Source organism: Bartonella sp. M0192 (genome assembly GCF_016102305.1).
Classification (GTDB): domain Bacteria; phylum Pseudomonadota; class Alphaproteobacteria; order Rhizobiales; family Rhizobiaceae; genus Bartonella; species Bartonella apihabitans.
This window is the reverse complement of sequence record NZ_JACFOU010000001.1, coordinates 954,037-972,101: the sequence shown is the minus strand read 5'-3', so window position 1 is coordinate 972,101 and position 18,065 is coordinate 954,037. Positions and strand designations below refer to the sequence as shown.

Genomic DNA, 18,065 nt, shown 5'->3' with positions numbered 1-18,065 from the left:
GAACCATTATCTCTTGATGTGAAAGGTGCGTTTCATGACAACAACTTCACAAACGGAAAAAACCGGTCAATCTCCGGCAAATGATAATTTTCATATCGAGCTTGATATTGAAGGGATGACTTGTGCATCTTGTGTTCGCCACGTCGAAAAAGCGCTCAAAAAAGTTGAAGGCGTAGACAATGCTGTCGTCAATCTGGCAACAGAAAAAGCGGACGTTACGAGCAAAAATAAACTCGGTATCGACGAGCTTGTGCAAGCGGTCGAGAAAGCCGGTTATGAAGTAGGTTACCAGCCGGTTGACCTTGATATTGAAGGTATGAGTTGCGCTTCTTGTGTGCGGCGCGTTGAAAAGGCACTGCTTTCGGTAGACGGGGTAAAGACTGCTGTTGTTAATCTCGCAACAAACCGTGCCCATGTCGAGATGCTTAAAAATGTTGCGACAATTGATGCGCTGGAAAAAGCTGTTGCAAAAGCCGGTTATGGTGCAAAGCCCGTCAATAATCATAAGCAAGTCGACAGACAAGCCGTTGAAGCGCATAAACTTGGCCGCTCTCTGATTATAGCTCTTATTCTCACCATTCCGGTTTTCGTTCTCGAAATGGGCGGCCATATCATACCGCCGTTCCATCATTTTGTCATGACGACGATTGGTATGTTCCCCTCCCGCCTCGTCGAATTTATTTTGACAACACTTGTGCTCTTCGGCCCCGGTTGGCGTTTTTTCAAATCCGGCATCCCCAATCTCTTTCGTGCCACTCCGGATATGAACTCTCTTGTTGCTGTCGGCTCCTTTGCTGCATGGTCCTATTCTACCGTTGCGACCTTCGCCGGCGCTTATATGCCGGAAGGAACCAATAATGTTTATTTCGAGGCGGCAGCCGTTATTGTTACTTTAATTCTGCTTGGCCGTTATCTTGAAGCAGGTGCACGTGGACGCACCAGTGAAGCCATCCGTATGCTTGCCGGTTTGAAACCGAAAACAGCACATGTTTTAAGAAACAATGAAGAAACAGATGTTGCGCTTGATGATGTTGCTGTCGGCGACATTATTGTGATGCGGCCGGGAGAAAAATTCCCTGTTGACGGTTCTGTCACAAGTGGCAACTCGAATGTTGATGAATCCATGATGACGGGCGAACCTCTGCCCGTTGCCAAGAAAGAAGGCGACAAGGTTTATGGCGGAACTGTCAATGGCAATGGCTCCTTGACGTTTCGTGCTGAAAAGATCGGTGGCGATACACTTATTGCACAAATCCAGAAAATGGTCGAAGACGCACAAAGTGCAAAACTTCCTATTCAGGCTTTGGTTGATAAGGTAACAGGCTGGTTTGTCCCTGCTGTTTTTGCGGCCGCAATTGTTACGTTTTTTATCTGGTTTTTTGTCGGCCCTGCTCCACAATTTCCCCATGCTCTTATTGCCGGCGTATCGGTCCTCATCATTGCCTGTCCTTGTGCAATGGGTCTTGCAACGCCGACATCTATTATGGTGGGCACAGGTCGGGCAGCCACTCTCGGTATTTTGTTCCGTCGCGGCGATGCGTTACAAACATTGCGTGATACCGATATTGTTGCTTTTGACAAAACCGGCACACTGACGGTCGGTAAACCGGTTTTGCATAAAATAATCACAGCCGAGGGATTTGATGAAAAACAAACATTGGCAGATGTTGCAGCGGTAGAACTTCGCTCCGAACACCCGATTGGCGAGGCTTTGAATGAAGCTGCAAAAAAAGCCGGAATATCCCTTTCGACTGTTGAAGAATTCAATTCCAAACCCGGATTTGGTATTTCCGGCAAAGTTAATGGACGAGACGTCATTATCGGAGCCGACCGTTATATGAACGAGATAAATGTCGATATCTCCGGCTTTTCCAAAGATGCCGAGATTTTCGGCAATGAAGGCATGACGCCCTTTTACGCGGCAATAGACAATAAGGCGGTTGCCATTTTTGCAGTTGAAGATCCCGTCAAACAGAATTCGGGGAAAACGATAGCCGAACTTCAAAACATGGGTGTCGCAACAGCGCTTGTCACAGGCGATAACCGCAACACAGCAAAGACAATCGGCTCAAAACTCGGTATTTCAGAAATCGTCGCTGAAGTGCTTCCGGCAGGAAAAGTGGATGCTGTGAAAAAAATACGTGGGGGCGAACGGCGGGTCGCCTTTGTTGGTGATGGCATCAATGATGCGCCGGCACTTGCGGCTGCCGATACCGGTATTGCCATTGGAACCGGTGCCGATGTCGCTATTGAAAGCGCGGATGTTGTATTGATGTCGGGCGATCCGACAGGCGTTGTCAATGCGATTGCCATTTCAAAAGCAACAATCCGCAACATCAAGCAGAATTTGTTCTGGGCATTCGGTTATAATGTTTTACTCATTCCTGTTGCTGCCGGAATTTTCTATCCGGTCTGGGGCGTACAATTGTCGCCAATGCTATCTGCCGCAGCAATGGCAATTTCAAGTGTCTTTGTGCTTTCCAATGCATTGCGTTTGAAACGTTTCAAACCCCGTTTGTAGGCTAACGGTGTTTTCGGCAACCTTATTAGATCAGGTCAATCTTCGCCGCTCATCATATTGAATGAAGAGTTTTAAAGTGGATTGATCAGAGGGGAGAGCATTTACAGAAGCACTAAGATAGATGTGAATTAAGTCTGTCACTCGCATCCTCTTTGAACAGCCAAAATAATCATGCCGGAAAGACGGGTGAAGTTGACATTCACCAAAACATTTTGTCATCGAACCGGTGTTCATTACCGGAAACGATTTCACAATGGATAAACAAATGCGCTCATTGAATTTGAATAAATTTTCAATCCTTTGAAAAAATTTTCGCAGAAGACCGAAATCAATCATAATATTTTGAAATAACATTGCAATTTCTTGCGCTTGGCGCGAAAGTGGCAAAAGAAAATTGCCCACCCAAAGAGAAAGTAAAAAGAATGGCAAAACACTGCGATGAAGCGACAATAGATCGTGTTTGTGAAGAATTGAAAGCGGCTTTCGGAGACCGGTTCAGCCGCAATCTTTCTGTCCGTCAGGCTCATTCCCATAATGTGACCGCACTTTATCAACAAACTCCTGATGGCGTTGTCTATGCGACCAATAAAGACGATGTTGTAAAAATCGTAAAGATTTGCGCCAAGCACAAAATGCCGATTATTCCCTTCGGTGCCGGAAGTTCCATTGAGGGGCAGCTTAATGCGCCTAAAGGTGGCATCAGCATCGATTTTTCAAAAATGGATCAGGTTGTTTCTTTTTCACCTGAAGATATGACGATAACTGTCCAGCCCGGAATTACCCGCGAAACTTTAAATAGCTGGTTGCGCGACAGTGGTCTGTTCTTCCCGATCGACCCCGGTGCCGATGCATCTATTGGTGGCATGGCCTCGACACGTGCATCCGGAACCAATGCCGTGCGCTATGGCACGATGAGAGAAGCTGTTTTAAGTGCCGAAGCGGTTATGGCAGACGGGAGAATTATCCGCACGGCAAGCCGCGCAAAAAAATCGGCCGCCGGCTATGACCTGACCCGTCTTCTTGTCGGTTCTGAAGGAACACTCGGCATTTTTACCGAAATTACTTTGCGTCTGCATCCGGTTCCGGAAGTGGTTTCGTGTGGCGCTTGCACTTTTCCGACTGTAACCGATGCCTGCAATGCTGTTATTGAGTCAATTCAATGTGCCATTCCCTTCGCACGTGTCGAACTTCTTGATGAGTTCATGACAAAAGCCTGCAATGCCTATTCGGGATTGAAACTTGATCCCCTTCCAACGCTTTGTGTCGAATTTCATGGCGATAAAACCAGCGTTGCCGCACAAGTTTCACTGTTTGGTGAAATAGCAGCAAGCCATGGATCAAAAGATTTCAAACATTCGACCGATCCTGACAAACGCGCCGAACTCTGGAAAGCACGCCACGAAGCCTTCTGGGCAGCGCAGGCAAGCCTTCCCGATTGCGATGTATTTTCCACTGACGCCTGTGTGCCTATTTCAAGGCTCGCCGATTGTGTGGGTGAGACACAAAAAGATCTTCAGGAGCACCACCTTATCGGGCCAATGGTCGGTCATGTCGGTGATGGAAACTTCCATGTTCTTCTCGGCTATCACAAAGGTAATAAAGAAGAAGAAAAGAAGGTCTATGAATTTTCCGAAAGATTGTCCGAACGGGCAATTTCGATGGATGGAACGTGCACAGGTGAACATGGCATCGGGCAAAGAAAAGCAAAATATTTGCGGCTCGAACTTGGCGATGCTGTCGATTACATGCGGGCTATCAAAAAAGCTCTCGACCCTGACAATATTCTCAACCCCGGAAAATATGGATTTGAAGACTATTGAAAATAAATGGTGAAGCGGCTGTCCAACCAATAACTTTGAAACGATCGTTATAGCGTCACTTCACTCCGATATATCTGTTACAAATTGATCTGTCATCGGCTGCCTGTTTTAATCAAATGGGCAGCTTTTTTATTTCCTGAGGTTATTTTTGTTTTTCGGATTTTATTCCGGTTTGTTTATTTTCTTGAAACTTACAATCCGCATAACGCAATATCTAAACCGCTTTTAAAACGCGTTCCTGCGTTTAATTGCTCAAGTAATCTCTGCTTTTAATTTCTTGAATGATAACAAAACGATTTTTTTCAGATGAACATGTTTCGACCCGTCATTGGTGAAAATGCGATAATCGAGACCCGTTGATGTCCGTTTCCCTTAACATGTGTATTTTTCTGGAATATTGGTATTCCACTTTTTTCGTTTTTTTATAAAATCATTCTAATATAAAAATTAAAAATAACAAATATATTATAATGAATTGACATAATACATTTATTTTACGAATATTTTTATTGAAAAATAACTCTCAATCGTGCCAACATTTTAAATCAGCTATCCAATACAGGGAGAGGAGTGTAGAGAATGGCTAGATTAGATCAGAAGACCGTAGATCAAGTGTGTAAAGAATTGGAAACGGCCTTTGGCAATCGTTTCAGCAACAATCTTTCAGTTCGTGATACTCACTCGCACAATGAAACAAAATTGCGGCACGAAGTGCCCGATGGCGTTGTTTATGCATTGTCAAAAGATGATGTTGTCAAGACGGTCAAAATTTGCGCCCGTCATAAAATGCCGATTATCGGTTTTGGTGTGGGAAGCTCGCTTGAAGGGCAATTGAATGCTCCCGTAGGTGGGATCAGTATCGATTTTTCAAAAATGGATCAGGTGGTATCTTTTTCACCGGAAGATATGACAATTACAGTACAACCGGGTATTACGCGAGAAAAATTGAACAGTTGGTTGCGTGATAGCGGTTTGTTTTTTCCGATTGACCCCGGTGCAAACGCATCGATCGGGGGGATGGCGGCTACACGCGCATCAGGTACCAGCGCTGTTCGTTACGGAACAATGCGAGAGGCGGTTTTATGTGCAGAGGCTGTCATGGCCGACGGCCGCCTCATCCGCACAGCAAGTAGAGCCAAAAAATCTGCCGCCGGTTATGATCTGACACGGCTCCTCGTTGGTTCGGAAGGCACACTCGGGCTTTTTACCGAACTCACAATAAGGCTGCATCCGATACCTGAAGTCGTTTCGAGCGGCATTTGCACTTTTGCAACAATTGGAGACGCATGTAATACAGTCATCGAGTCCATCCAGTGTGCTATACCCTTTGCACGTGTCGAATTGATGGATGAATTTATGGTCAAGGCATGTAACGCCTATTCCGGTTTGAGCCTGGAGCCACGCCCGACGCTTTGCGTCGAGTTCCATGGCGATGAGGCAGGCGTTGCAAGCCAGGCCGCCACTTTCAGCGAGATCGCTGCGGCCCATGGTTCGAACAATTTCCAGCAATCGACCGATCCGGAAAAACGTGCTCAACTTTGGAAAGCCCGTCATAGCGCGTTATGGGCTGCCGAAGCGAGCCTACCTGACTGCGACGTGTTTTCTACAGATGCCTGTGTGCCTATTTCACGTCTTGCCGATTGCGTTACGGAAACGCAAAAAGACTTGAAGGAACACAATCTGATCGGTCCAATCATCGGCCATGTCGGTGACGGTAATTTCCATGTTTTTGTCGGTTACCCGAAAGATAACGAGAGGGAAGAAAAACGCATCTATGAATTTACCGAAAGGCTGTCGGAACGGGCCATATCAATGGGCGGCACTTGCACAGGTGAACATGGTATAGGACAACGCAAGATAAAATATTTGCGTATGGAACTTGGAGATGCTGTCGATTTCATGTGGACAATCAAACAGGCTCTCGACCCTGACAATATTCTCAATCCCGGGAAATACGGTTTTCCAGATAATTGAGAAGTACAACCGCATTGTTATGTTCTTCGTCATGCGCTGCATATAATAAAGTTACATGCGCGTGTTTCTTCAGGGAAGAAAGAAAAAGTTCTATTGCATCCGATTGTGTATTGAGTTCTGCAATATAGCGGCTTTTGAATTCTTCCCATTTGCTGACATCATGGTTGAACCAATGACGTAAATCATTGCTCGGAGCCAATTCCTTTTGCCAATCATCAATATGGGCTTTCTCTTTAGAAAGCCCTCTTGGCCAAAGACGATCGCTTAGAACCCGCCACCCGTCATCTCCCGAATATGGTTCATAAACCCGTTTGATTGCTATCTTCATTCTGTGTCATCCCAGTCGTTTTATAAATCCGGAAGTTCAAACCAGTACATTTCCAATGGCAAATGTCATTTTCTATAAATGTCATTTTTTTCTATAGAACATTTTACATCGTTTCACGCTATGCATATTTCTTAAAAATAGATCAATTGATGATGACAATTCTTTTAGGTTTGGGATGGTCTTTGAAACTGCGGTATTTTCCTCTTTTTATAGAACGACGGATGACTTTGACCGCTTTTTTAAAAGAACATTTTCACTAATAAAAACAATGTGTTAAAACAGTTATACGAAAAGTTGAATAATGAATACTAATAAAAAACTGAAATACGTTACCGCCTATATTGACATAAGAGCATATTTGAATAATTCTTTTTAATAGAACGAAAGGGATTAAGAGGAGGCCTTAAGTTCGTTTCACTTATATACGTAAAAAACAGGTATACGTGAAAAAATGGGAGGTTTTGTTACATAAAATTAAAGTAATTTTTCTAAAAATATAATGCTTTACTGTCTATACGTAGTATAGATATGATATTTTTATATAAAACGTGGACGGTTGCGGATAAAGCATTCAGTTTTCGTTTTGAATAATCATTAATAGCCATAGCGCTAACTGCTATGGCGAGTAACAGTTATAGCGAGTAACAGCTATGACAAGTAACAATGTCTACCTAACCTTGAAAAACTTTCCTGTCACGGAGGAGGAGCCGTCATGGATAAAGAAACTATTGCCCGAATTGAGGCGAACCCCGCTTATATAACGTTGAGAAAAAAGCGTAATAGGCTTGGTGGTGTTCTTACTGTTATTGCGCTGATTGTTTATTATGGCTGGATTGCACTCATCGCCTTTGACAAGCAATTTCTGAGTTTACGCATTGGTACCGGCGTTACAACGATTGCCATTCCGATTGGCATCGGTGTGATTGTGGTCATGGTTCTGTTGACTGCAATCTATATTCTGATCGCAAATAGCAGTTATGACCATTATACCGACGAGATTAAAAAGGAGGTCAAGAAATGAACCTCTTTTATTTTTTTAAAAAACAGCGTGTCTTCGGGATAGGTGCCTGTCTCGTTTTTCTCTCCAACAGCATTAGTGCCAAAGCCGATGCCATTGGTGGACAACTTCCCAAACAAGCCACCAACTGGTCGGCAATCATCATGTTTTTTGTGTTTGTTGCCCTGACCCTCTGGATTACCAAATGGGCTGCAAACAGAACCCGGTCACGAGCCGATTTTTATACAGCGGGCGGAGGTATAACCGGCTTCCAGAACGGTTTAGCCATTGCCGGTGACTTTATGTCTGCCGCTTCCTTTCTCGGGATTTCGGCTATGGTCATGAGCGTCGGTTATGACGGTTTGATCTATGCTGTCGGCTTTCTTGTTGGTTGGCCTATCGTCATGTTTCTTATCGCAGAAAGGCTACGTAACCTTGGTCGCTTCAATTTTGCCGATGTTGCGGGGTTCCGTTTTGCCACTGTTCCTATACGTATCTTTGCGGCCTGCGGGACACTCGCTGTTGTTGCTTTTTATCTCATCGCGCAGATGGTAGGTGCCGGCCAGCTTATCAAACTCCTGTTCGGGCTGGATTATCTTTACGCCGTTGTTCTCGTCGGTGTTTTGATGATGATCTATGTGCTTTTTGGTGGCATGACGGCGACAACATGGGTGCAGATTATCAAAGCCGTATTGCTTCTTATCGGTGTCACCTTCATGGCGTTTATGATCTTGTTGAAATTCAATTTCAGCTTTGAAAATTTCTTTCAGGCGGCCGTCAATGTCAAAGCGACATTGTTTGCCCAAAAAAACGCTGTTGACGCCACTTCGCCTGAAGCGATTGCTGCCGGACAATCCATTATGGCTCCTGGTGGTTTTATAAAGGACCCGATTTCGGCTATTTCCTTCGGTATGGCATTGATGTTTGGTACCGCCGGCCTTCCCCATATTCTGATGCGTTTTTTCACTGTTCCGAATGCAAAAGAAGCTCGAAAGTCGGTTTTGTGGGCAACTGTCTGGAACGGATATTTCTATATCGTTATCTTTATCATCGGTTTTGGTGCCATTGCACTTGTCCTCTCCGATCCGGTACTTTCAGCACCCCTTTCAAGTGGTGCAGGAGCGGCGAATATGGCCGCAGTCATGGTCGGAAAGGCGGTCGGCGGAAATATGTTCTACGGTTTTATCTCGGCAGTTGCTTTTGCGACTATTCTGGCTGTCGTTGCCGGTCTCACCCTTTCCGGTGCAACAGCAATATCCCATGATATTTTCAATATGGTTTTGAAAAAAGGAGCTGCAACGAGTGACGTGGAACTACGTATCTCCCGTATTGCTACGGTCATCATCGGCATCGTCGCTATCCTGCTTGGCATTGTGTTTGAACAACAGAACGTGGCATTTATGGTGGCTCTTGCTTTTGCTATTGCCGCCTCGGCAAATTTCCCTGTTCTTTTGCTTTCCATTATGTGGAAAAAATGCACAACACGAGGTGCGGTCATCGGGGGTTTTCTTGGTTTGATATCTTCCGTGGGATTGACAATTGTCTCGCCGGCCGTGTGGGTTTCAACATTCGGTTTCTCGCCGGAGTCAGTACTCTTCCCTTACACCTCGCCAGCGCTCTTTTCCATGATCTTAGGCTTTGGCGGCGTTTGGTTATTTTCAATAACCGACAACTCCAATCGGGCACAGGTAGATCGCGCCGGTTTCCCTGCCCAGCAAATCCGTTCTGAAACGGGCATCGGAGCGTCAGTTGCCTCCGACCATTAAAACGGTTTCTCTTTAACCGGATTGTATAAATAGAATCCGGTTTGGAAGAATATCCTGTACTCAAGAAAAAGGCGGTCCCGAACCGCCTTTTTCATATAACTCCCATTTGAATTTGCGGAGTGTCTTGGCGAAGTGTCAAACTTGAACATGAGTATGATGCCGGTTTTATGTTCCAGTTCTCAATTTCCTTCGTAATGTCGATAAAGTTTCAGGTTTATGACAACAGCAACAAAAATAACCAGGGCGGTCACAAAAAAGACCGGACGAATGCCGAACCAGCCGCCAATAAAACCACCGCAAACAGGCCCCAGAACCTGCCCCACATATTGCGACGAAACAGAAAGCCCCAGAACTGTCCCCACAGCATAATCCGGCACGATATGACGCAAAATAGCAGTGACACAGGGAATTAGACCACCAAGTGCCAGACCGAGCAGAAACCGCAGCACAACCAACATCCATGCGGTTTCAACAAATGCTTGCGGCAAGACAAGAATTGTCGACAAAATCATCGCCCCGACCAATATTTTCCAATGACCGACACGATCTGCAAGCCGTCCGACCAAACTTGCCGATAGCGCACTTCCTAATGCTGTCATTGACATAACAAGACCTGCCCAGAAAGTTACACTCGCTCCTCCTCTCGACAGAGTATTGACGTAAATTGTTATAATCGGCTCGATTGACAGATTGGCAAATGTTAGAAGCGCTCCGGTTAGCAACATTGCACAAACACTGTGATTAAAGAGACTTCGCGTGAGCATGACCTTGTCTTTTTTACGACGCCGGTCAACAAAAACCTTATGATTTTCACTGATCGCAAATGTCGTAACGATAAAAGTTATAAAAATCAGAACACCGATAGCGACAAAACATGTTCTTATGCCAATATAATTCGGCAAAATACCACCAATCAAAGGACCAATAAAATTGCCCGCCATGACACCGGACGAAATAACGCCCAATGCCCATCCGGTTTTATCTTTCGGCGTTTGTGTGGCCGCAAGAATAGCCGCTCCCGAAGCGTAACCTCCAGCGAGCCCCGTCAACAATCGCAATAAAACCAATTGTGAAATGCTTGTAACAAAGCCCATCAATCCGATCGAGATTGCCATTCCGAAACTTGCACGAACCAACATGAGCTTACGTCCGTAACGGTCGCCCAAACGCCCCCACAAAGGCGCAACAAGAGCCGCGGAAAAAAACGTCGCTGCATAAGCAATGCCTGACCATTCCGAAACGGCCTCAGGATCGCTCACCCCGATTTCTTCAACAAAAAGTGGCAAAAAGGGCAAAAGAACAGTCATTCCGACAATCGTCGTAAAAGCACCAAAAGCCGATATGACGAGATTTCGCCGCCAATAAGGCGACAATTCCTCCGTTTGCTCAACCATTTGCTCACCCATAGAATATTTTTATGCCGATATGTTTTGCAACTTTTATAAGATAAGAACAATTGGCAATATCGGGTGAATTCATTTCCGTTTTGTCATCCATTCCTGTCGTTCATCCACCGTTTGCCGGTTCCTTGATTTTCATCCATTATTTTATGAAAAAATGAAAAGCGATTTATTTCCTCAGATCAATAGCTGTTTTTGCTTTCAGATTGAACAACACGTTTTGAAGACCATGATGTCGAAATGGACATATCATTCCGATTTTTCATTTATTGACAAAAAGGGTTTTACGCACTTGGTCAAACTTCTTTAAACAACGAACAAATGAAAAATCGGAAGGTCACCACCCACATTTCTCCTCCAAGAAGATTGTGAAATTGTTATGCGTTTCTGTTTGTCTTTTATAATGCCTTGAAGCGTTTCATCATTTTTTTAAAATTGTTAATTCAGGAAATGAATAGACGGCATTGAGTGATTATATTAGATTACCTTGTTTTCTGAAATAAGAGAGCCTTTTCTTTGAATATTCTACATTTCGCAATCGTCATTGTTATCGTCTTTGCGTTGGCCTCTATGCTGGCTGTCTATGCTTATGGGCGTTTTGCCAAAAGTGCGCGCGGCGAAAATTCCTTTGCGTTGAAGATAGGTGAAGATCGCACAAAAATAGATTTGAAAATTGAAGATTTGGCTAAACGGGAAAACGGATTAGGTGTTGAAAAAGACGGTTTGTCGCTTTTCATCAGTAATCTTGATGCTTTTGCCGGTCGCGCTGTCGGAACCGAGCTTGCCGGTCGCAGTCTCGATCTCATGTATTATATCTGGGATGATGACCTGACAGGCCGCCTTCTTTTGAAAGAAGTGATGGATGCTGCCGATAGAGGTGTGCGCGTTCGTATGCTGCTTGACGATATTAATGCACAGGGGCGTGATCCTGCCTATGTGGCGCTTGATAAACATCCGAACATAGAAATACGCATGTTCAATCCCGGACGGGCGAGAAACGGTGGTTTGAGACGCGGTCTTGAAATGATGTTACGTGCATTGACCGTCACCCGCAGAATGCACAACAAAGCTTTTATCATTGATGGCCGCATCGCTTTTGTAGGCGGGCGTAATATTGCCGATGCCTATTTTGGTGCAGGCAAGGCCTCCAATTTTCGCGACCTTGATTTGATGCTTGTCGGCCCTTCGGTCAAAAAAGTTGAAACGATTTTCGATTCTTTCTGGAACAGTGCCGTGGCATTGCCCATCCATGCTTTGGCTGTGCCCAAAAAAGCCCGCGATATCAATTATTGGAAAAACAAACTCACGCAATTTCATGACTCGGAAAACGCAAAACCTTATCTTGACTATGTCCGCGCCCATATGAATTTCGAGCATTTTATCAAACCGCAGCATAAGCTTTTTCCGGTTGTCGCGGTTGATGTTGTTTCCGATCCTCCTGAAAAAGCTCTGGGGCATAGACCGGAAAACTGGCTGATGACGGTATTTTCGCCATTAATTGATAGTGCAAAAACCGAGTTGCAGATAACATCGCCCTATTTTGTTCCCGGAAAAGCCGGAACCGAACGGCTTTGCACGCTCGTAAAAAATGGTGCCGATGTCCGGATACTTACCAATTCATTGGCAGCAACCGATGTCGCAGCGGTCCATGGCGGATATGCACCTTATCGCAAGCCACTTCTTAAAGGCGGCGCAAAACTCTACGAGCTGAAACCCAATGGTGGCCCGCATCGCTTGCGTCTGTTCGGTTCACGTCGCGCAAGCCTTCACACCAAAGCGTTTCTGATCGACGGTAAAACAGCTTTTATCGGTTCTTTCAATTTTGACCCGCGTTCGGCTTCGCTGAACACAGAGATGGGAATATTGTTTGAATGCCCGCCGATTTCCGAAAGGTTGAACAAACTTTTTGCCGAAGAAACAACAGAGGAAATGAGCTATCATCTTCATCTTGATAGCAAAAACCGGATTTACTGGAATTATGTTGAAGATGAAAAGCCATGTACTGCGAAGCGTGAACCGGAAAGCCCCATATGGCGGCGCGCTTTTGCAAAATTGATTAGTTGGTTGCCTATCCAGTCCCAATTGTAAGAAAAATAATCTGCATTGTAAGAAAATAATGTGTGCGCAAATACCTCATTTATTAGGCTTGGCTTGAAACTCACAAGTTCGTCTTGCTTGAAATCCGACTATTCGATAGGTGCCACAAAAAGCATCCCGAATGGATAAAAGTCTTTCAATGATTTCAGGAAATCTTCTTCTTTGATCAGCTATGCATCACGCTATTTATGGGAAAAATATTTTGCCAGTCCCTCCATTATATTGGACGCGTCTGATCTTAACCTTTCTCCCCGAGAGGGGGCATCAAACCTGCCGGTGTTAACGTTTTAGATAAGTTTGGTTTCGCTGAAATTGAGCAACCGAAGTGGTTCTTCGACTCTCGTCTATTTTTGGTGGAGGAACCCCTGATCTTTGACGAGAGACGACTGATATAATCAGGAAATTGCTTACGCAGCCGTACAATTTTTTAAAGATGGAACATCCGCGTATCGAATAAAATAATCGTTCAGAATTTTGCGAAAAATAAACGCCGCCAAATGCTAAATAAAACTTCCTTTCGTTATCCGCCAAAAGATTAAATGAATGCAACTTTTTTGGTTATCGGATAAGATGATTTGCGGATTTTTTAAAAAAAATAAACCAAATTAAAGTGTGATAACTTAAAATGTGATTGCCACCCCCCTTTCCAATTCTGTCCCCGCGTGTTACGAACCAGCGCCAATCCATAAGAAGCAATACGAATATGCCGCGGTACTTTTGTTCCAGCGGCGCGTTCGTTTTTAAAGGAATATTGGACATGGCAAAAATCATCGAAACAGCTACAGGTAGAGAAGCACTGACATTTGACGATGTGCTTTTACAGCCTGCCCATTCTGAAGTTATGCCGGGACAGGTCGATCTTAAAACGACCGTTGCAACCGACATAGTCTTGAACATGCCGCTTTTATCGGCGGCAATGGATACGGTAACCGAGTCGAGATTGGCGATCGCCATGGCACAATCTGGCGGGATGGGCGTTATCCACCGCAATATGACACCGTCAGAACAGGCTGAAGAGGTCCGTCAGGTCAAGAAATTCGAATCCGGTATGGTTGTCAACCCCGTCACCATCGGACCCGAAGCCACCTTGGAAGAAGCCAAAGCGCTTATGGCAGCACACGGCATTTCCGGCATTCCTGTTGTTGAAAATGGCGAGAAAGGCCCCGGCCGCCTTGTCGGTATTCTGACCAATCGTGATGTTCGTTTTGCTTCCGATCCAAAACAGAAAATTTACGAATTGATGACACGGGAAAATCTCGTGACTGTGCGTGAGAATGTTCAACATGACGAAGCTAAAAGACTCCTTCATCAAAACCGCATTGAAAAGCTTCTGGTTGTTGATAATGAAGGGCGTTGCGTTGGTTTGATCACCGTCAAAGATATCGAAAAGTCACGCCTCAATCCGAATGCAGCGAAAGATGCGCACGGGCGTTTGCGTGTCGGGGCAGCAAGTACCGTTGGTCACGATGGTATGGAACGCGCAGAGCGGCTTATCGATGCCGGTGTCGATATTCTGGTGATTGATACTGCTCATGGTCATTCACAGCGTGTACTTGATGCTGTTAAAGAAATCAAAAAGATTGCCGGTTCAACAGCTATTATGGCCGGTAATGTCGCAACACCGGAAGCGACGCAAGCGCTTATCGATTGCGGAGCTGATGCAGTGAAAGTCGGCATTGGGCCAGGTTCCATTTGCACAACCCGTATTGTAGCCGGTGTCGGCGTTCCGCAACTTTCCGCTATTATGGGAGCCGTCGAAGTTGCCGATAAAGCCGGCATTCCGATCATTGCCGATGGCGGTATCAAATATTCGGGCGACCTTGCCAAAGCTTTGGCAGCAGGTGCCCGCGCTGTCATGATTGGTTCACTCCTTGCCGGCACGGAAGAAAGCCCCGGTGAAGTTTATCTTTATAAAGGTCGTTCGTTCAAAGCATATCGTGGCATGGGATCAGTTGGCGCAATGGCTCGCGGTTCGGCCGACCGTTATTTTCAGGCAGATGTGAAAGACGAATTAAAACTTGTACCCGAAGGTATTGAAGGTCAGGTTGCTTATAAAGGTCCGGCCGCCTCTGTTCTTCACCAATTGGCTGGCGGCCTGCGCGCATCAATGGGATATCTCGGTGCGCCTAACCTCGAAGAATTCCGCAAAAAAGCGACATTTGTTCGCATTACCAATGCGGGTCTTAACGAAAGCCACACCCATAATGTGTCGATTACTCGTGAAAGCCCGAATTATCCGAGTGCGATTTTGTAATTGACGTTTTTTAAAATGTAATCCCCCTTGTCTGTCTGAAATGCCGACAAGGGGGATTTCAACTTCGGTTCGGCCGAGCAATCTGTCTGACCACTTCCTCTGATTTCTTCTCATCTTCTTAAAAAGCGGCTGATGGTTGAAGGCTACGAGCTTGATCGTTCATGAGACACAGAACGGAATTACGGGAGATTGATTTTGAGCGATCATCCCGCACAGACAGCTATTTCGAATTCAATCGACAAAACATGAGCTAAGCTTTCGGCATGTTCAGCTTGACCGGAATATATTCGAACCTTGAAACGGATAGTCTTTGTCTTCGAGGTGTTCCGGACAAAGCCGTTTGACCGTTTTAGCCTGATCTGATGGCAGAAGTCCGTTGCACCAGACGCCGTTCAAAAAAAGCGGATTTATTTTGCTAATCGGGCTCGCTCCCTTTTAAAAGGAAAATTCCCGTTTCAATTTAATTTGTGATTACTTTCTAACAGACAAAAGCGGTTATGCTGCAACGCCCTCAAGTTTTCACTTTGAAAAGGAGAGGTTTTTCATAATCAAACAAGGTTTTCCCGCGAGCATCACACGATAAAATTTCTTGCCTGATCAAGAATCGGGATAGCCATTGACTTTAGAATATCAGCCAACAACTTGAAGTCCTTGCTCCGGCGCGAACGTCTTCTCCAGAAGAGGCAAATGTGGCGCTGCGGCGTCTCGCCTTCGAAAGCGACAACGCTGATATTATCCAACCGTGCTTCTGTCGAAACAGCAATTTGGGGAATAATCGTTATACCAATACCATTGGCAACAAGTTGCATCAAAGTCGTCAAGGATGAGGCTGTGATATCATGTCGATATTTTTTGGTCTGGCACGCTTCGAGCGTCTGATCGCGCAGACAGTGCCCTTCCTCCAGCAACAACAATTTCCCGGTATCGACATCACCTTCCCGAACATTTTTATAGACAGATTGCGGGTCGTCCCGCGGCAAAGCATAATAAAAATTATCGTCGAAAATCGGTTCGGAGATAAATTCTCCATCTTCAACTGGCGTTGCCGCCACGATCGCGTCTATATGACCATTGCGCAGCAATTCAACAAGCCTCTCGGTCTTTGCTTCCTGAATTTGAAGTGCCAAAGAAGGATATAAATGACGCACTTTCGGCAGAACCGACGGCAATATATAAGGTGCGACCGTCGGAATAATACCAAGTTTGATCGGATAGCTTAGCGGCGATTCATGCGCCGCAACAATATCCCCCAAGACAGATAATCTTGCCAGAATATCATTGATGATCGGGAGAAAATTGCAACCAAGTGGCGTTAATATAATGCGCTTGGATGTCCGTTCAAAAAGCGGCGATCCCGCTAATTTTTCCATTTCAGCAATTTGCACGGAGAGTGCGGGTTGTGAAATGCCCAATTTTTCGGATGCCTCTCCGAAATGACCCGTATTGGCTAAAATCTGAAAATAACGAAGCTGTCTTATGGTAAACATGATAATTTTTTCTTATACAATTTAAAACAAAAAGCAATTGGATTTTATTCTATTCATTGCATAATAATACTAATGTTCTGAAAAAGAACCGGGCAGTGCCTTGCCGGAGGGTTGACTGCCAATTACAGAGATTGAGAGCTTGCTGTCTAATTTTCGTACCGAATTTTTTCGGTTAGGGAATATAGCGAGCGCTCAATCTGTAACTGTGTCATTTTTTATTTGGTCATCTTGTAATAGAGATGATCTTTGGAGGCCGAAACATTTCCCCCTATGTTTCGGCTTCCTGTCTTTTTATGAACTGCTGCTCCAAATACCATGTGGTCACTGGTTCATGTGCTCCCTACCTAAGGCAAAACAGCGTTCGTTAGGAGTATTTTTCAAGCTAATGTTATTCTTGGATTCATTTATCTAACAATAAGTATTGGAACTTTTATTTTCTGTATAAGTATTTTATGCACCGAACCGAATAACATATTTTTAATTTTTGATTCCGTAAACGCATTAATGATAAGTAGATCTATGTTATTTTCATAAGCAATATTATTTAGAATTTCTTCATTGAAGTCTTCATTAACCGCCAATAATGACAAGGCAATATTTTCTTGTTTTGATACTTTTTCGATATAATCGATATCTTTCTCTACCAATTGGAAATTGTTTTGTGAAACCGCAATCATAACCGGTTTATCAAAAATACTATGATAACGTTTAAGATAATCAACAACCAAATTGAGACCGAAATTTTCATCATAAAGCAACAGCGCTTTTTTGATCGGCCTTACCTCTATTGACGCCGCCAAAACCGGCTTTTGAGCAGCGCGTACGATTGTTTCGAAATTATTGCCTACTTTGCTATATCCGTCATTGATAGACGTTTGCTGACCTTGCTTGCCGATGATAATCAATGAAGACGTTTTGCCGTAAAAGCCGATTGCATCAGCAAGGCTGTCATAGCGCAATCTGGTATCAACAATAACTTTCTCACGTCTTTCAATGTAGGATTTCGCATTATCAAGTACGGTTTGCCCCAATTCCTGCATCAATTGAGCATAGCTCGCCGTCTCGTCCCGAACTTTATCGGCAAAATCGGATAGAAAACGATTATCAATATCCTTGGCAATCTCGTCCGGAACTAAAACATCATCAGACATTTTATCAAGAACATTCAGCAATCGGACAGGCACATTGAATGTCCGGGAAGCCCAGATTGCGAGGTCGCAAACCGATTTCCAATAAATTGAAGAGTCAACCAGGGCAAGTATCGGCTGTTCCATAAAGTTTCCCGTTTTCTTGTCAATCAAATATAGAATAAATTTTATGAAAATAAATCATATAGATAGCTATCAAATTACCGTTTTTCCAACTATCTATTGTTATCAGCAATGATATTATTCGTACAATAAAATTAAAATTTTATTGTA

Annotated in this window: 11 protein-coding genes; 7 read left to right on the top strand and 4 right to left on the bottom strand. The window is 44.5% G+C overall.

All coding sequences use genetic code 11. The features are described from left to right. The first annotated feature begins 34 nt into the window (after positions 1-34). From H3S82_RS04280 to H3S82_RS04270, 3 genes are all read left to right on the top strand, one after another. Positions 35-2,521, top strand: coding sequence for a heavy metal translocating P-type ATPase (locus H3S82_RS04280; protein WP_198237119.1), 2,487 nt, complete (start codon positions 35-37; stop codon positions 2,519-2,521). 422 nt (positions 2,522-2,943) lie between these two features. Further along, on the top strand, positions 2,944-4,341 hold the full coding sequence (locus H3S82_RS04275) for an FAD-binding oxidoreductase (protein ID WP_077973445.1): 1,398 nt from the start codon (positions 2,944-2,946) through the stop codon (positions 4,339-4,341). Between the two features lie 579 nt (positions 4,342-4,920). Then, on the top strand, positions 4,921-6,315 hold the full coding sequence (locus tag H3S82_RS04270) for an FAD-binding oxidoreductase (protein WP_078039164.1): 1,395 nt from the start codon (positions 4,921-4,923) through the stop codon (positions 6,313-6,315). Here the strand turns inward: H3S82_RS04270 and H3S82_RS04265 are convergent. Further along, positions 6,281-6,643: a DUF488 domain-containing protein gene (locus H3S82_RS04265; protein ID WP_198225173.1), complete on the bottom strand. Its 363-nt coding sequence runs from the start codon at positions 6,641-6,643 to the stop codon at positions 6,281-6,283. The two genes, H3S82_RS04270 and H3S82_RS04265, sit on opposite strands and share 35 nt — an antisense overlap. A gap of 712 nt (positions 6,644-7,355) precedes the next feature. Between H3S82_RS04265 and H3S82_RS04260 the strand changes: the two genes are divergently transcribed. Then, positions 7,356-7,664 (top strand): DUF485 domain-containing protein, encoded by a 309-nt coding sequence (locus tag H3S82_RS04260; protein ID WP_077970629.1) that lies wholly within the window; start codon positions 7,356-7,358, stop codon positions 7,662-7,664. Further along, on the top strand, positions 7,661-9,406 hold the full coding sequence (locus H3S82_RS04255; RefSeq protein ID WP_198232688.1) for a cation acetate symporter: 1,746 nt from the start codon (positions 7,661-7,663) through the stop codon (positions 9,404-9,406). The genes H3S82_RS04260 and H3S82_RS04255 overlap by 4 nt, the downstream gene beginning before the upstream one ends. Before the next feature lie 179 nt (positions 9,407-9,585). Here the strand turns inward: H3S82_RS04255 and H3S82_RS04250 are convergent, their stop codons facing one another. Then, positions 9,586-10,800 (bottom strand): MFS transporter, encoded by a 1,215-nt coding sequence (locus H3S82_RS04250; RefSeq protein ID WP_246785234.1) that lies wholly within the window; start codon positions 10,798-10,800, stop codon positions 9,586-9,588. A gap of 522 nt (positions 10,801-11,322) precedes the next feature. Here H3S82_RS04250 and H3S82_RS04245 point away from each other — a divergent pair. Both H3S82_RS04245 and guaB read left to right on the top strand, forming a co-directional pair. Next, a complete protein-coding gene (locus tag H3S82_RS04245) occupies positions 11,323-12,894 on the top strand; it encodes a phospholipase D family protein (RefSeq protein ID WP_198237117.1) in 1,572 nt (523 codons plus the stop codon). 766 nt (positions 12,895-13,660) lie between these two features. Further along, complete coding sequence (gene guaB, locus H3S82_RS04240) at positions 13,661-15,157, top strand: IMP dehydrogenase (protein WP_077970625.1); 1,497 nt, start codon at positions 13,661-13,663, stop codon at positions 15,155-15,157. A 572-nt stretch (positions 15,158-15,729) separates the two neighbouring features. Here guaB and H3S82_RS04235 read toward each other — a convergent pair. Beyond that, positions 15,730-16,644 (bottom strand): hydrogen peroxide-inducible genes activator, encoded by a 915-nt coding sequence (locus tag H3S82_RS04235; RefSeq protein ID WP_198233360.1) that lies wholly within the window; start codon positions 16,642-16,644, stop codon positions 15,730-15,732. A gap of 404 nt (positions 16,645-17,048) precedes the next feature. Then, complete coding sequence (locus H3S82_RS04230; protein ID WP_198233361.1) at positions 17,049-17,918, bottom strand: universal stress protein; 870 nt, start codon at positions 17,916-17,918, stop codon at positions 17,049-17,051. Positions 17,919-18,065: the final 147 nt, after the last annotated feature.

Excerpts from the sequence above, each read along its gene's own strand:
- H3S82_RS04280 (WP_198237119.1), top strand. The coding sequence starts at position 35 with ATGACAACAACTTCACAAACGGAAAAAACCGGTCAATCTCCGGCAAAT.
- H3S82_RS04275 (WP_077973445.1), top strand. The coding sequence starts at position 2,944 with ATGGCAAAACACTGCGATGAAGCGACAATAGATCGTGTTTGTGAAGAA.
- H3S82_RS04270 (WP_078039164.1), top strand. The coding sequence starts at position 4,921 with ATGGCTAGATTAGATCAGAAGACCGTAGATCAAGTGTGTAAAGAATTG.
- H3S82_RS04265 (WP_198225173.1), bottom strand. The coding sequence starts at position 6,643 with ATGAAGATAGCAATCAAACGGGTTTATGAACCATATTCGGGAGATGAC.
- H3S82_RS04260 (WP_077970629.1), top strand. The coding sequence starts at position 7,356 with ATGGATAAAGAAACTATTGCCCGAATTGAGGCGAACCCCGCTTATATA.
- H3S82_RS04255 (WP_198232688.1), top strand. The coding sequence starts at position 7,661 with ATGAACCTCTTTTATTTTTTTAAAAAACAGCGTGTCTTCGGGATAGGT.
- H3S82_RS04250 (WP_246785234.1), bottom strand. The coding sequence starts at position 10,800 with ATGGTTGAGCAAACGGAGGAATTGTCGCCTTATTGGCGGCGAAATCTC.
- guaB (WP_077970625.1), top strand. The coding sequence starts at position 13,661 with ATGGCAAAAATCATCGAAACAGCTACAGGTAGAGAAGCACTGACATTT.
- H3S82_RS04235 (WP_198233360.1), bottom strand. The coding sequence starts at position 16,644 with ATGTTTACCATAAGACAGCTTCGTTATTTTCAGATTTTAGCCAATACG.
- H3S82_RS04230 (WP_198233361.1), bottom strand. The coding sequence starts at position 17,918 with ATGGAACAGCCGATACTTGCCCTGGTTGACTCTTCAATTTATTGGAAA.